Origin of the sequence: Bradyrhizobium sp. USDA 4532, assembly GCF_024171315.1 — a bacterium.
GTDB lineage: Bacteria > Pseudomonadota > Alphaproteobacteria > Rhizobiales > Xanthobacteraceae > Bradyrhizobium > Bradyrhizobium australafricanum.
Genome location: NZ_JALJZN010000001.1, coordinates 5,439,905 through 5,454,139, shown reverse-complemented (window position 1 = coordinate 5,454,139; position 14,235 = coordinate 5,439,905). Strand labels below are relative to the sequence as shown.

Below are 14,235 nucleotides of genomic sequence, written 5' to 3'. Positions count from 1 at the left end.
CTGGCGCGGCTGCGCCTTGAAGCCATGCGGAAGACGCAGCCGGGCGCGCGGATGCTGGCCGTCTCGCACGGTTGCCACGGGGCGCTCCCCGGCCGATGATGCGCAAAACGGATCAGAACAATCGAGAGGGAGCGGATGCGCGGGCGTCGTGTGCTGATGGAATCGTTCGTGTCGCACGGCGTGCGTCATATCTTCGGCAATCCTGGCACGACCGAAACGCCACTGCTTGACAGCCTGCCGGCATTTCCGCAACTCGAATACATCATGGCGCTGCATGAAGGTGTCGCGGTCAGCGCCGCCAGCTTCTACGCGCAGGCGTCGGGGCGTGTCACGGTCGCGAACCTGCACGTCGCTCCCGGCCTCGGCAACGGCATCGGCTCGCTGTACGGCGCGCTGAAGGCGGGTTCGCCCGTGGTCGTGACGGCCGGCCAGCAGGATACGCGAATGCGGCTGAAGAATCCGCTGCTCGGCCATGACCTCGTCGCGATGGCGGTGCCGGTGACCAAGTGGAGCGTGCAGATCGAGCGCGCCGACGAGATCGCGCCGATCATGCGCCGCGCGTTCAAGGTGGCGACCGATGCGCCGCAGGGGCCGGTGTTCGTGTCGCTGCCGATCGACGTCATGGAACAGGAGACCGCGGTCGATGCTCTGGCGCCGGACAATTTGTGGCGCTCGCCGCGCCCCGATCCGGCCGGCATCGAAGCGTTTGTCGCGCTGCTTCTGAAGTCGAAAAAGCCGGCCATCATCGCTGGCGACGACGTGGCACGATCGGGCGGCGAGCAGGCGCTGGTGGTGCTCACGGAAGCGATCGGCGCCACCGTGTGGTTCGAGGGGCTCCGCCATCACGCGCCGTTCCCGACCAGCCATCCGAGCTATCGTCAGTCGCTTCCGGGCGACGCAAGGCAGGTGCGCAAGGCGCTCGGCGATGCCGATCTCGTGCTGCTGGTCGGCGGCCCGTTCTTTGAGGACATCTGGTTTGCGCCTGGCGGCCACATCCCTGACGGCGCGTCCGTGCTGCAGATCGAAGCCTCGGCCGAGCGTCTCGCGCTCAACAACCGGCTCGATGCCGGCATCGTCGGCGACATCGCCGTCAGCGTCGGTGCCTTGACGGAGGCGGTGCGTGCAAAGGCCAGCGCGGACTTCAGGCAGGCCGCGCAGAACCGCAATGCCGCGCTGGCCGAATTGCAGGCGAAGGAGAAGGAGGCTTATCGCGCGCGGGTCGAGAAAAGCCGGGACCGGCAGCCGACCGCGATGCCGCGTGTCACCGCGGAGCTTCGTCGCGGCCTGCCCGATGATGTCGTCATCGTTGATGAAAGCATCACCGCGAGCCTCGATCTCGCGCGCGCCTTCGACTATCGCGGCTTCGGCGATTATTTCGGCGGCCGCGGCGGCGGCATCGGCCAGGGCCTCGCCGGGGCGATCGGCGTCAAGGTCGCGATGCCGGATCGTCCGGTGGTCGCGATCTCCGGCGACGGCTCGGCGATGTACGCGATCCAGGCGCTGTGGACCGCCGCGCACCACAGGCTTGCGATCGTGTTTGTGGTGCTGGCCAACCGCGAGTACCGCATCCTCAAGCACAATGTGGACGTCTGGCGCCAGAACTTTGAGGCCGGTACCCAGCATCCCTATCAGAACATGGACATCACCGGCCCCGCGCTCGACTTCGTGCATCTCGCGGCCGGCATGGGCGTCGAGGCGGTCAGGGTCGAGAAGGCCGACGACATTGCCGGTGCCGTCGCAAAGGCTGTCGCGGCGCATCGGCCGTACCTCGTCGAGATCGCAATCGAAGGCAAGCGCTAGAGCATGATCCGGAAAAGTGCGAAGCGGTTTTCCGACAAGAACATGCTCAAACAAAGAGCTCATGCGCATTAATGATTCAGCCCAATTTCATCGTACTCTCATCGCGCTCGAGGAGTCTCTCATGGCAGGCATTCTGGACGGCAAGGCCGCATTGGTGACGGGCGGCGGCTCCGGCATCGGCCGGGCGACGGCAATTGCCATGGCGCGTGAAGGCGCGCGCGTGGCGGTGTCGGACCTCTCGAAGGACGGCATCGAGGAGACGGTCGCGCTGATCAATGCCGCCGGCGGCCAGTCGATCGCGATCCAGGGCGACGTCACCGACGAGGCCGACGTCGCGAACATGGTGGCCCGCACGGTTTCGGCGTTCGGGCGCATCGATTGTGCGTTCAACAATGCCGGCGTTGCCGGGCGCTCCGTCGGCCCGCCCGGCCAGCGCATTCATGAACTCACGCAAGCCTCGGTGGCCAAGATGTTTTCGGTGAACCTGATGGGCGTGTTCCTGTGCCTGAAATACGAGGTCGCGCAAATGCTCAAACAGGGCGGTGGCGGCGCCATCGTCAATACGGCCTCGATCGCAGGCCTGGTCGGCCTCGCGACGTCCGGCCACTATGTCGCGACCAAGCACGGTGTCGTCGGGCTGACCAAGTCCGCCGCGATCGAATATGCCCAGGACGGCATCCGCGTGAATTGCGTCAATCCCGGATACATCAAGACGCCGATGACAAAGGAGACGATGGATGAACGCTACGACGAGATCATCGCCAAAGTGCCGGTCCGTCGCCTGGGCGTGCCCGAGGAAATCGCCGAAGCCGTGGTCTGGATGTGCTCGGACAAGGCGTCGTTCATGACCGGCGCATCGCACGTGGTCGACGGCGGCTACAGCGCCGCCTGATCTTCCGAAGGGCCTTTGTTTACGTTGGTGGCCCGGTTGTACAAGCATTCGATCGTCGCGGCATGATGGCGGCGTTGATCTTCGTGGCCTCGGTGCTCTTGCTGCGAGTGATGCATCTCGGGCAATATGGCGCTTGGCAACGAAGAGCTTCGAGATTTGGTGTTCAAACTCAATCGCATTGTCAGTTTCATCATTTTAGCAGCGCTCGTCTACGGCGTGCTCCAGGCTTGCGAGTTACTTCCTGAGGGGGCACCTCGGCTGTTTCCTCAACGCAGCGGCTCGCCCGCGGCTTAAGACTGATGCTCCACATCCGAACGTCCGCTGCTGGACCCATAGCGGGCATCGTTTGACGCCGGTTTTGGTCGCCTCCTTCGGCAAACGGAACCGAAGCCGGTCCAGCCTGTTTGGTACGATTAGCCAAGGGAGGTCGGAATGAGGATCATTCTGATGACGACGATTGGCTGGGCGTTGTCGTGTGGATTCGCGCTAGCCCAGGCCGATCCCAACAAGGACGTGAACACGGCAACGGGGCGCTCGGCACCGGAAGAAAAAGGTCAATTGCAGCCACAAGGTTGGACCGGGCCACTTGAAACAAAATCAGGTGGTGCGCCGCCGGAAAGCCCGCAAGGTCAAAGCCCGCCGGGAATGCAGGGAGCGCCGGACGGATCGACAAAAACCGTGGTTGAACCGCGGAAGTAAGTCCCACGTCTTGTCTGTGAAAGGCCAGCTTCCCTTAGGGTGAACCGGCCCTCGAGCTCGCCCTTTGCAGCAAGCGGACATCGCGGCAGCGCGGAATGACGTCAGAGCTTGATCCAAGCGGACCCTGGCAGGCTTGCGCCAACCAGCCGTGCGTATCGATGGGTTGATCCGCTTCCGGCACTAACGTAGTCGTTCGCGATGAACGAACGTTCGGCCATCGCCAAGGCTGCAGCTCTTCCGGATACGAAAGCCATCCTGCTCGGGGTCGCATGCGGCCTCGGTGCGGCGCTGTGCTGGGCGCTCGGCTTCGTGGCGACCCGACACGGCCTGAAGGTCGGTTTCACACCGGTCGACCTGCTGATGCATCGCTTCCTGTGGTCGGGCATCGTCTTCCTGCCGCTCGTTGTGCGCGCCGGCCTCCGCGATCTCTGCGGCATCGGCTGGGGCCGCGGCATGGCGCTGATGCTGCTCGGCGGGCCGGTGATGTCGCTGATCAGCTATGCCGGCTTCATGTTCGTGCCGCTGGGGCATGGCAGCGTGATCCAGCCGTCCTGCGCGACGCTGGGTGGATTGTTTCTCGCGGTCGTTTTGCTGAAGGAATCGGTCTCGCTCTCGCGGGCGGCCGGCGCTGTCGTCATCGTCGTCGGCCTTGCCGTGATCGGCAGCGAGTCGATCGGCCATATGGGGCCGAGCGCCGTGATCGGCGATTTGATCTTCGTTGCGACCGGCTTGATGTTCGCGGGCTTCGCCACGCTGGTGCGCTATTGGCGTGTCTCGGCATTCTCCGTGGCCAGCGTCATCAGCGTGCTGTCGCTCTCGCTGTTTCCACTCTATGCCGCCTCGGGTGGGCTCGCTCGCGATGCGGCCATCGGCCTGCATGAAAACACGCTGCAGGCCATCGCCCAGGGCATCCTGGCCGGGCCCGCGGCGATGTATCTGTTCGCGGTGTCGATCCAGCGCCTCGGCGTTGCCCGCGCAGCCGTATTTCCTGCGACCGTGCCGGTGCTGACCCTGCTGTTGGGATGGCTCCTGATCGGCGAGCCACCAACCACGCTGCAGGCGGCCGGATTGGCCGCCGTGTTGGCCGGATTCTATCTCGCGCAGCGGCAGCGCTAGACGGCTTGCCCGTCCTGATTGGCGCGCGGTCGCGGCGGCGATTGACAAGCAAGCGAGGGATCGCGGATGGTGCGGCTCTCCGCCGTGTCGCAATGAGACGCCGATGCAAGTTCAACGTTTGGCGCTGCCGATGCTTGCAGGGCTCGTGCTTGCAGCTTCGGCTTTGTCGGGCGCAGCCCGGGCGCAAGGCGCCGCCGAGCCGATGCCGCAGACCTCGCAGTGGCAGACCTGGCAGTGGCAGACCTCGACGCCGGAAGAGCAGGGGATGGATTCCGCCGCGCTGGCGCGGCTCGTCAATTTTGGCGCGGACCACAGTCTCGATAGCCTCCTGATCGCGCGGCATGGCCGGATCGTGCTCGACGCCTACTATGCGCCCTACACGCCGGAGATCCCGCATCTGTTCAATTCCGTCACCAAGGCGGTGACCGGAACGCTGGTCGCGATGCTGCTCAGGGATGGCGTGCTCGACAGCCTCGACCATCGCATGGTGGATTTCTTCGGCGATCGCACCATCGCCAATCTCGACGACCGCAAGCGGGCGATCACGGTCCAGACCATGCTGGACATGACCTCGGGAATGGCCTGGACCGAAGGCGTTGAGGGTGGCCGACCGGACTCGCTGATCGAGTGGGGGCGCAGCCCTGATGCGATCCAGTACATCCTCGACCGCCCGATGGCGAAGGCGCCGGGCGAGGCGTTTGATTACAACACCGGCAATGCGCAGCTGTTGGCTGCGATCATCAACAAGCTCACCGGCATGAGCGCGCGGGACTACGCGGTGACCAAACTGTTTCGCCCGCTCGGGATAGCCGCGCCGTACTGGCACAGCATCGGTCCCGGACTGACGCAGGGCGGCGGCGGGCTTCAGCTCGCGCCGCGCGACGCGGCCAGGATCGGTCTGCTCTATCTGCATGACGGTGAATGGGACGGGCAGCGCTTGCTGGTGACCGGCTGGGTCGACCGCATCAGGCATGCGACGACGGAGATGCACGCCTCGTTCGACTCATCGTTGCGCTACGCCAATTTCTTCTGGCTCATGCCGCAGCGGCAGGTTGTCATGGCGGTCGGCGACCGCTGCCAGCTCCTCATGCTGTTTCCCGCGCTCGACATCGTCACCGTCGTGACCGCGCGCGACTATTGCTCGTTCGGCAGAATGGCCGACGAGATTTCGGGCGCGGTCAAATCCGACACGGCGCTGCCGGTGAACTCCGTCGGCGGCAATCAGCTCGCGGGCGCGTTGCGCGATATCGCAACCGAGAAGCTGTCGACGGTTGGTGCCGTGCCCGAGACGGCCGCCGCCATCTCCGGCAAGACCTGGCGCTTCCCGGCCAATGGCTTCAATTTGCGGGCACTGACGCTGCATCTGACGGATCAGCCCGCGCACTACGAACTCGAAACGGCGACGCCGGATTCGGCGAGGCCGGTGACGACACTGGCGGGACCGATCGGGCTCGACGGTGCCTACCGTCTCGGTCAACCGACGGCGCTCGGCGTGATGGCGCTGAAAGGGACGTGGCAGGACAACCAGACATTCGCGATCGATCTGCGTTTGGTCGGCGGCGATACCGACCGCCGATGGCTGCTGTCGTTCGATGGCGGCAAGGCCCGGCTCAGCGGCAAGGATCGCTTCGGCCGTGACGTTAAGGCCGACGCTGAAGCGCCGGGCGCGCAATAGCTCGAGCGCGGGCCGCGTCCCTGTCCATTTCGGGCACGTGAAGCTCGGCTTCCTTCGCGTCGTCCCGGCGAAGGCCGGGACCCATACGCCGCGGCGGACGTTGTAGCTGGGACTGGTCGTGCAATAGTGCAGAAGGCGTCGTGCCCGCGCAGCGACCTTGGCGGCATGATCGCAGGAAATCACGACCGGCGTACGCCAACACGCACACCGGCCATGGCAGACGGCCGCGCGAATCGACAATGCTAAGGAAACTATGCGCCCGAGGCTCTCAGCGCGGCGGCGACCTTATTGGTCCACCTTCGGCGTCTTGCCCGCAATGTCGAGGCCGAACCGGAGCGCGCGCTCCTGGCGCTCTTCCGTCAGCAGCTTCAATTCCCGTTCCAGCGACCGCGCCACCTCGTCCTGGGTTTCCTTGGAGCGGCGACGGGAGTCGCCTTGCGGTTTGGCCGGTTCGGCAGTCACGGGAGAAGCCCTTGTCATCACAGTGTCGCAGGCCCTGATCGCACGGCGGGAGTCGGGGCGACAATCAAAAAGAATTCAGTGGGTGCATCTTTGGAAGGTTTGCTGTGCGTCTGATTCAAATTTGGGCAGAAAATTCTCTTAAGTGTTGCCTCGAATGGAGCCGGACCCCTTCGGCCCGCCGTCTCATCAATTCGGATAAGAGAGCCCGGTTCCGACGAAATCATTTCCGGATTCGCACGAAGGCGTCCTGAAACCGACAAGGTCTAACCTTAGTAGCGTTGTGAAGGACGGCTGCCTGGTGAGACGCTGAGGACTGCGGTGGTGAGATTCACGACCTGGGTCGAGAGGTCGGTCGGTCCTGCTGAGACGTTGGGGATGATCCCGGAAATGAAGAAGTTGAATGCTGTGCCTTATGTCTGGGCGGCCGCGCTGATTGCGGTCGCGATCTGGGGCGTGAGCGGCACCCCGCAGACGGCACACACCTCTGCCAGCACCCATCTGGCCCGGGTGCGCTAGAGCTTCGGCCGCAGCGAGCGCTGCATATCCATCGTGTAGGTGTAGCGCCCCTCGGGGTGCGTGGTGATGGTGACCTCGAACAGTTCCTCGCGCTGGCCGTAGTAGCGGCGTACCACGGTGAGCGCCGGCGAGCCGGTCTTGACGCCGAGCGCCCTGGCGATCGGCGCCGGCATGCCCCGCACGAAGATTTCCATCTGCGCGCGCTCGGTGACCTGGCCGTACATCCTGGCGATCTGCTCATGCACCGGGGTGCGGCCGTGGTCGGGCCGGGTCGCGACATCGGCGAACCTGCGCAGCACGTAGATCTCGGCCCAGCCGAGCGGGGCTGCGAACTGGTCGGAGCGGCGCACCGCCTCGATCAGGAACCAGCTCTTGCCGGGCTCGCATTTCAAGAGCCCGGCCAGCTTGCGGTCGGCGACGATGTCGCTGCTCGCAACGACCTCGCGGTAGGTTTCGTTGGAATAACGCAGCCACTCGCCGAGCGACTTGACGCTGTGGGTGAACAGCACCGGCGGCTCGGATGCGATCACCACCGAGCCGAGGCCGGCGCGGCGCACGATCAGGCCCTGGTCGATCAGGATGCGCAGCGCCTCGCGCACGGTCTGCCGGCTGGCCTGATAGCTCGCCATCAGCTCGGTCTCGGTCGGCAGCAGATTGCCGACCGCGTAGGTGCCGAGCCGGATGTCCTTCTGCAGTCCGGTGGCGATGTCGCGGTAGCGGGACGATCGCGCTCGGTCCGGTTGTTCAGACATGGCGGATCACTGGTATGCCGTATGGCAGACGACCGGATGTCCCGATTGCATCGACTGCAGCGCGGCCTCGAACGCGGCGAGCGTCGCCAGCACGTCTGCCTCGAGCACCGGGAACGGCTGCTTGCCTTCGACGGCGTCGGCAAAGGCCGATAGTTCCGCGGTGAGGGTGTCGATTGCCGGATAGCGCGTCGTCGCAGGCGCCTCGCCGGATTTCCGCAGCACCATCGTCTGTTCGTCGAGCACCTCGGCGGATCCCTTCGTTCCGAACACATGCACGCGCCAATAGAACGGTGTTGCGCGAATTGTCGCAAGGGTTGCGCTCACGCCATTCACAAATTCAATCGCCAAGGTTGCAGTGTCGAGCGGCGGCGGTCCGGCCTCGCGCGCACTCAACCGGGCATAGACCTGGCGCGCGGGACCAAGCAGGTTGACGAAGCCGTGGAGCACATGCAGCCCCGCGCCGGTCAGGCCGCCGCCCGGCGATTCCTCGGGCGACAGCCGCCAGCCCTGTGTGATGGCCTGCGAGTTCTCGTTGCTGTTGTGACCCTCGACATGCAGGATGGTGCCGAGCTCGCCACTGGCTGTGATCGCGCGCAGCGCCTGCATCGACGGCCAGAACCGGCGGTTATGCCCGACCGCGAGCACCACGCCGGCGCTGCGGCACGCCGCGAACATCTCTGCGGCATCGGCGCGCCGAAGCGCCAGCGGCTTCTCGCAAAACACCTGCTTACCGGCGCCGGCTGCCGCGATCACCTGGCCCTTGTGCAGCGAATGCGGCGTCGCTAGCAGGACGGCATCGATGCGAGGGTCGGCGAGGACATCGTCCAGGCTCGCCGCGATGGAAAGGCCGTGCGCCTCGCAAAAGCCGGCGGCGCCGTTGGCGTCGGGTTCCACCGCTCGGACGATCCTGAGCCGCGGCTCGTTGCGCGCGGCCCGGACCAGTGCGCGGCCCCATCGACCGAGGCCTGCGATCGCACAGTTGATCATGATTGTCCCTCACCGTGGCCGCGGCCGGCCCGGATCGCCTCGATGACCGCGGCGCTGTCGTTGTCCGGCCCTTGAAGCGCGATCGCCGCGCGCAGCAGTTCGGCCTGCACCGAGGTCAGCGGCAAGGGCAGGCCGTGCCGCCCGGCCTCCCGCAGAATCAGTTCGGCATCCTTCAAGGTCTGCGCGATATGCGATTGCGGCGAGAAATCCTGCGCCAGCATCTTCGGCCCCTTGCTGTCCATCACCTTGGAATATGCCGCCGATTGCCGCGCGGTCGCAAGGAACGCCGCGCCGTCGAGGCCGAGGCTTTCCGCAAAGGCGATGCCCTCGGCCAGCGCGGCGCGGTTGTTCTGCAGGATCAGATTGATGGCGAGCTTGGTGCGGCTGGCATTGCCGATCGCGCCGACATTGACCCGCTGCGGGCAGAGAATGTCGAGCGTCGCCGCGGCGGCGTCGATGATGTCGGCATCGCCGGCGACCAGCGCGGTGGCCGTGCCCGCCCGGACCTCGGCGCTGGTCCCCGAGATCGGCGCTTCGATGAAGGCGAGGCGCGAGCGGGAGGCGAATTCGGCGATTGCCACGATCTCACCCGGCGCGCAGGTGGTGGTGCAGATGACGCGCGGCGGCGACGTCGCGTTGGCGAGGTCCGGCAGCAGCGTCCTGACCTGGGCCGCGTCATACACCGCGATGACGATGGTCCGGCAGCGCGCCGCGACGTCGGCGGCGAACGCTGCGAACTCGGCGCCGCTGGCTCTCAGGCCATCGGTCTTCGCCGCGTCGATGTCGAAGCCGATCACCCCGATGCCGGCGTCGATCAGCCGCGCGGAGAGCGCCGATCCCATCAGCCCGAGGCCAATCATGCCGACAGGTGTCTCGCAAGCCATGATGCGACGCCGCCTCGCTTTATTGCGGCTGGATGCCGGCCGCCTTGACCTCTGCCGACCAGCGCACGACCTCGCTCCTGACGAAGGCGCCGAACTCGGCGGGCGCGAGCGGCGCCACCATCACGCCGACATCGGCGAGCTTCTTCCTCGTCTCCGGCATCGCGAGGTAGTTCGCACACTCGGCGTAGAGCTTGCTGACCACGGGTTCCGGCGTGCCCGCGGGCGCGAACAGGCCGTACCAGATCGTGGCCTCGAAGCCCGGCATCGCTTCGGCGAGCGCGGGCAGGCCGGGCGTCAGCTCGTTGCGGGTCGCCGACGTCACGGCGATGCCGCGCAAGGTGCCGCCCTGCATCTGCGGGATCGCGACCGAGAAGTCGCCGAAGGTGAGATCGATCACCCCCGCCATCACGTCGGTCATCGCCTGCGGGACGCCGCGATACGACGCCGCGACCAGCGACAGGCCGCCGCGCGATTGCAGCTGGGCGATCGAGATCTGCGATGCGCCGGAACCGTAGCCCGCGGTCAGGTTGGGATTGGCCTTGGCGTAGCTGAGGAACTGCGGCAGGTCCCTGGCCGCGAGCTTGGGATTGACCAGCAGCACCATCGCCGTGGTGGTGGTGCGAATGACAGGTGCGAAATCCTTCACCGGGTCGTAGGGCAGGCTCTTCAGCGTCGCGACGTTGCTGGCATGGGTGGTGTTGGTGCCCATCAACAGCGTGTAGCCGTCGGGCGCGCTGCGGGCGACCTCCTGGGCGCCGATGCTGCCGAGCGCGCCGGCGCGGTTCTCGATCAGCACGGTCTGGCCCAACGCGTCCTGCAGATGCTGGCCGACCAGCCGCGCAACATTGTCGGGGCCGGCGCCGGCCGGGAACGGCACGATGATCTTGAGCGGCCGTTGCGGGAAATCGTCGGCGGCGAAAGCCGGCAGGATGGGAAGCGTCGCAAGCAGGACGACGAGCAGCCCCAGCCGTAACTTCATCCCGGTCTCCTCCCGTGTCTGCTTTTGCAAATTTATACGGACAAATACATCAGAAAGGCAAGCATTTGGACCGCAGGAATGTTGAGGTGTGTCATATTTATCCGTATAAATAGCCCATTCAGGGAGCCCGACGACGATGGTGGACATCAGCGATCTCCATGCGCGCGGACTGCGCCGGCGCCAGAAGATGTTCGGCGAGGTCGATGTCGCCAAGCGGATGGCGGCTGCGGGTGACTTCGGCACGCCGCTGCAGAACATCATCAATGCCTATGTCTACGGCGACGTCTGGGAGCGTAGCGGGCTGTCCGACCAGATCCGCAGCCTCGTGATGCTCGGCATCACCGCGGCGAGCAGCAAGCCGGCCGAGTTCCGCGTCCATGCCAAGGGCGCGCTGGCCAATGGCTGCACCGCCGCGCAGGTGCAGGACGTGCTGCTGCTGGTCGCGATGTATTGCGGCATTCCGGCCGCGATCGAGACCAGCAAGATTGCAGCCGAGGTGTTCGGCGAGGCGCCGCCGGAGGGGTAGGGCACGGGCCCTTGCCGTGATAGGGACGTTGCCGTCTGCGACCGGCAACAGGATTTGCCCATGTCCGCCTTCCCGACCTCGACCACCATGCTCGATTCCGTATTGTTTCGCGATGCCTTCGGCACGCGCGAGATGCGCGAGGTGTTTTCCGACCTGCGGCTGATCGAGCGCTACGCCGAGGTCGAGGTCGCGCTGGCGAAGGCCGAAGCGCGCTGCGGCGTGATTCCCGCTGAAGCCGCCGCGGAGATCGCAAAACGTACCGATGTTGCCGCGCTCGATTTCGATCTGCTGCGGCAGGAGACCGACGTCGTCGGCTACCCGATCCTGCCGCTGGTGCATCAGATGGCCAAGCAGTGCGGCGAGGCCGGCCGCTACGTTCATTGGGGCGCGACCACGCAGGACGTCATGGACACCGCCGTGGTGCTGCAGCTCCGCGACGGCCTGAAGATCATCGAGGACGACATCGGTGCGCTGCGCGGCATCCTCGCCGATCTCTCGAAAAAATACCGCGACACGCCGATGGCCGGCCGCACCCATCTGCAGCAGGCGCTGCCGGTGACGTTCGGCTACAAGACCGCGATCTGGTTAGCCGCGTTCGATCGCCACGCCGCGCGGCTTGTGGAGCTGAAACCGCGCGTGCTGGTCGGCCAGTTCGCCGGCGCCGCCGGCACGCTGGCCTCGCTCGGCGACAAGGGATTCGAGGTTCAGCGGGCGCTGTGCGAGGAACTCGGGCTCGGCGTGCCCGTCTCGACCTGGCATGTCGCCCGCGACGGTCTGGCGGAAGCGGTGAATTTCCTCGCGCTGGTCACGGGAACGCTCGGTAAGATCGCACTCGACATCATGATCATGGCGTCGACCGAGTTCGCCGAGGTCTACGAGCCGTTTGTCAAAGGGCGCGGCGCGTCCTCGACCATGCCGCAAAAGCGCAACCCGATCTCGTCGGAGCTGATGCTCGCCGCCGCCAAGGCGGTGCGCCAGCATGCCGGCCTGATGCTGGATGCGATGGTGCAGGATTTCGAGCGCGCCACCGGTCCGTGGCACGCCGAATGGATCGCGATCCCGGAAAGCTTCGTGCTGACCGCGGGCGCGCTGCACCAGGCGAGGTTGGCGCTTGGCGGTCTGATCGTCGACGAGCAACGGATGGCCGACAATCTCGACATCAGCCGCGGGCTGATCGTGGCCGAAGCCGTGATGATGGGCCTCGCGCCTTCGATCGGCCGGCAGGAAGCGCATGACGTGGTCTATGACGCCTGCCGCCTCGCCAACGACAAGGGCCTGACGCTGACCGAGGCGCTGGCGGCGGATGATCGCGTTGCCAGCCGGATCGATCGGGCGACGATCGACCGCCTCACCGCGCCGAAAAACTATCTCGGCCTGGCGCCGCAGATGGTCGACCGGGTGCTGGCCTCGGTGAAGCGGTAAAATTCGAGGCAATTGCTCGCCGTCGCGTGATCGGGCGCGGCGGGCAGGAACCTTGCGGATGCGGATCGAATTGGACTACGAATCCCGAGGGTTCCTCAAACGACACGGCGCTTCATGACCGCACATCAACGCAACCTTTCCGCATCGATCGATCCCGTGAAGCTCGACCGGCTCGCCGAAGTCGCGATCAAGGTCGGCCTGCAGCTGCAGCCGGGGCAGGATCTGCTGCTCACGGCGCCCGCCGGAGCGATGCCGCTGGTGCGGCGGGTGGTGGAGCATGCCTACAAGGCCGGTGCGGGTCTCGTGACGCCATTCTTCTCGGACGAGGAGCTCACGCTGGCGCGCTACCGCTACGCCAACGATGCGAGTTTCGATCGCGCCGCAAGCTGGCTCTATGAGGGCATGGCGAAGGCGTTCGGCGCCAACACCGCGCGGCTTGCGATCGTCGGCGACAATCCGATGCTGCTGTCGGGCGAAGACCCGGTCAAGGTGGCGCGCGCCAGCAAGGCCAATTCGATCGCCTACCAGCCGGCACTGGAGAAGATCGTCAATTTCGACACCAACTGGAACATCATCGCCTATCCGAGCACGTCCTGGGCCAAGCAGGTGTTCCCCGACGATGCCGAGGACGTCGCGGTGGCCAAGCTTGCCGATGCGATCTTCTCCGCCTCCCGCGTCGATCAGGATGGCGCCGTCGCCGCCTGGGCACAGCACAATGCGAAGCTCCGCGAGCGCACCGAATGGCTGAACGGCCAGCGCTTCCACGCGCTGAAATATTCCGGACCCGGCATGGACCTCACGATCGGCCTCGCCGACGGTCATGAATGGGAGGGCGGTGCGTCGACTGCCAAGAACGGCATCGTCTGCAATGCCAACATCCCGACCGAGGAAGTCTTCACCACCCCGCACTGCCGCCGCGTCAGCGGCCACGTCGTCAGCTCCAAGCCGCTGTCCTATCAGGGCACGCTGATCGACAATATCTCGGTCAAGTTCGAGGAAGGCCGCATCGTCGAGGCCAAGGCCTCGCGCGGCGAGGAAGTGCTGAAGAAGGTGCTCGACACCGACGAGGGCGCGCGCCGCCTCGGCGAGGTCGCGCTGGTGCCGCATTCCTCACCGATCTCGAAGAGCGGGCTGCTGTTCTTCAACACGCTGTTCGACGAGAACGCCGCCTCGCACATCGCGCTCGGCCAGTGCTACTCGAAATGCTTCGTTAATGGCGACAAGCTGACGCCGCAGCAGATCGCCGAGCAGGGCGGCAACAAGAGCCTGATCCATATCGACTGGATGATCGGCTCCGCCCACACCGATATCGACGGCATCCATGCCGACGGTCGCAGCGTGCCGGTGTTCCGCAAGGGCGAGTGGGCGTAAGGGGGCCGACGCTCTTCACCTCGCCCCGCGTGCGACCGCGTGCGGGGAGAGGTCGGATCGCATCTTCAGATGCGATCCGGGTGAGGGGGCGCCTCCGCGAATGCAGCTGTCACCGAATATGTGGAGAGGCCCCTCACCCCAACCCTCTGTAAGA

The 14,235-nt window shown here is 65.8% G+C and carries 14 protein-coding genes; 9 read left to right on the top strand and 5 right to left on the bottom strand.

Annotated elements, in window-relative coordinates:
- Positions 1 to 135: 135 nt before the first annotated feature.
- The 5 genes from J2R76_RS25145 (at position 136) to J2R76_RS25125 (ending at position 6,182) form a co-directional block, all read left to right on the top strand.
- On the top strand, positions 136 to 1,800 hold the full coding sequence (locus J2R76_RS25145; protein WP_253625153.1) for a thiamine pyrophosphate-binding protein: 1,665 nt from the start codon (positions 136 to 138) through the stop codon (positions 1,798 to 1,800).
- A gap of 121 nt (positions 1,801 to 1,921) precedes the next feature.
- The gene (locus tag J2R76_RS25140) at positions 1,922 to 2,692 is read left to right on the top strand and encodes an SDR family NAD(P)-dependent oxidoreductase (RefSeq protein ID WP_076832663.1); all 771 of its coding nucleotides are present in this window, start codon (positions 1,922 to 1,924) and stop codon (positions 2,690 to 2,692) included.
- Positions 2,693 to 3,124: 432 nt separating this feature from the next.
- Positions 3,125 to 3,391, top strand: a complete 267-nt coding sequence (locus J2R76_RS25135; RefSeq protein ID WP_141340539.1) for a hypothetical protein — start codon at positions 3,125 to 3,127, stop codon at positions 3,389 to 3,391.
- A 198-nt stretch (positions 3,392 to 3,589) separates the two neighbouring features.
- Complete coding sequence (locus J2R76_RS25130; protein ID WP_253625152.1) at positions 3,590 to 4,507, top strand: DMT family transporter; 918 nt, start codon at positions 3,590 to 3,592, stop codon at positions 4,505 to 4,507.
- Positions 4,508 to 4,610: 103 nt separating this feature from the next.
- Entirely contained in the window at positions 4,611 to 6,182 is a 1,572-nt protein-coding gene (locus tag J2R76_RS25125) for a serine hydrolase (protein WP_253625151.1), read from the top strand.
- Between the two features lie 285 nt (positions 6,183 to 6,467).
- Here the strand turns inward: J2R76_RS25125 and J2R76_RS25120 are convergent, their stop codons facing one another.
- A complete protein-coding gene (locus tag J2R76_RS25120) occupies positions 6,468 to 6,644 on the bottom strand; it encodes a hypothetical protein (protein WP_162832420.1) in 177 nt (58 codons plus the stop codon).
- Between the two features lie 387 nt (positions 6,645 to 7,031).
- On the opposite strand from J2R76_RS25120, the gene J2R76_RS40695 reads away from it, so the two are divergent.
- On the top strand, positions 7,032 to 7,160 hold the full coding sequence (locus J2R76_RS40695; protein ID WP_016847287.1) for a hypothetical protein: 129 nt from the start codon (positions 7,032 to 7,034) through the stop codon (positions 7,158 to 7,160).
- Here J2R76_RS40695 and J2R76_RS25115 read toward each other — a convergent pair.
- From J2R76_RS25115 to J2R76_RS25100, 4 genes are read right to left on the bottom strand one after another with little or no spacing between them, the layout of a single operon-like run.
- The gene (locus J2R76_RS25115) at positions 7,157 to 7,912 is read right to left on the bottom strand and encodes a GntR family transcriptional regulator (protein ID WP_168858223.1); all 756 of its coding nucleotides are present in this window, start codon (positions 7,910 to 7,912) and stop codon (positions 7,157 to 7,159) included. The genes J2R76_RS40695 and J2R76_RS25115 overlap by 4 nt on opposite strands.
- A gap of 6 nt (positions 7,913 to 7,918) precedes the next feature.
- A complete protein-coding gene (locus J2R76_RS25110) occupies positions 7,919 to 8,899 on the bottom strand; it encodes a Gfo/Idh/MocA family protein (protein WP_253625150.1) in 981 nt (326 codons plus the stop codon).
- The gene (locus J2R76_RS25105) at positions 8,896 to 9,783 is read right to left on the bottom strand and encodes an NAD(P)-dependent oxidoreductase (protein ID WP_253625149.1); all 888 of its coding nucleotides are present in this window, start codon (positions 9,781 to 9,783) and stop codon (positions 8,896 to 8,898) included. Before J2R76_RS25105 ends, J2R76_RS25110 begins: the two co-directional genes overlap by 4 nt.
- 19 nt (positions 9,784 to 9,802) lie before the next feature.
- Positions 9,803 to 10,762, bottom strand: a complete 960-nt coding sequence (locus J2R76_RS25100; RefSeq protein WP_253625148.1) for a tripartite tricarboxylate transporter substrate binding protein — start codon at positions 10,760 to 10,762, stop codon at positions 9,803 to 9,805.
- Between the two features lie 136 nt (positions 10,763 to 10,898).
- Here J2R76_RS25100 and J2R76_RS25095 point away from each other — a divergent pair, with 136 nt between their 5' ends.
- The 3 genes from J2R76_RS25095 to J2R76_RS25085 all read left to right on the top strand — a co-directional run bounded on the left by J2R76_RS25095 (position 10,899) and on the right by J2R76_RS25085 (position 14,081).
- Positions 10,899 to 11,288 carry a carboxymuconolactone decarboxylase family protein gene (locus tag J2R76_RS25095; protein WP_083715163.1) on the top strand — a complete coding sequence of 130 codons (390 nt, stop codon included), beginning with the start codon at positions 10,899 to 10,901 and terminating at the stop codon, positions 11,286 to 11,288.
- Positions 11,289 to 11,348: 60 nt separating this feature from the next.
- Positions 11,349 to 12,710, top strand: coding sequence for an adenylosuccinate lyase family protein (locus J2R76_RS25090; protein ID WP_253625147.1), 1,362 nt, complete (start codon positions 11,349 to 11,351; stop codon positions 12,708 to 12,710).
- A gap of 114 nt (positions 12,711 to 12,824) precedes the next feature.
- Complete coding sequence (locus J2R76_RS25085) at positions 12,825 to 14,081, top strand: aminopeptidase (RefSeq protein WP_253625146.1); 1,257 nt, start codon at positions 12,825 to 12,827, stop codon at positions 14,079 to 14,081.
- The last annotated feature ends 154 nt before the right edge of the window (positions 14,082 to 14,235 follow it).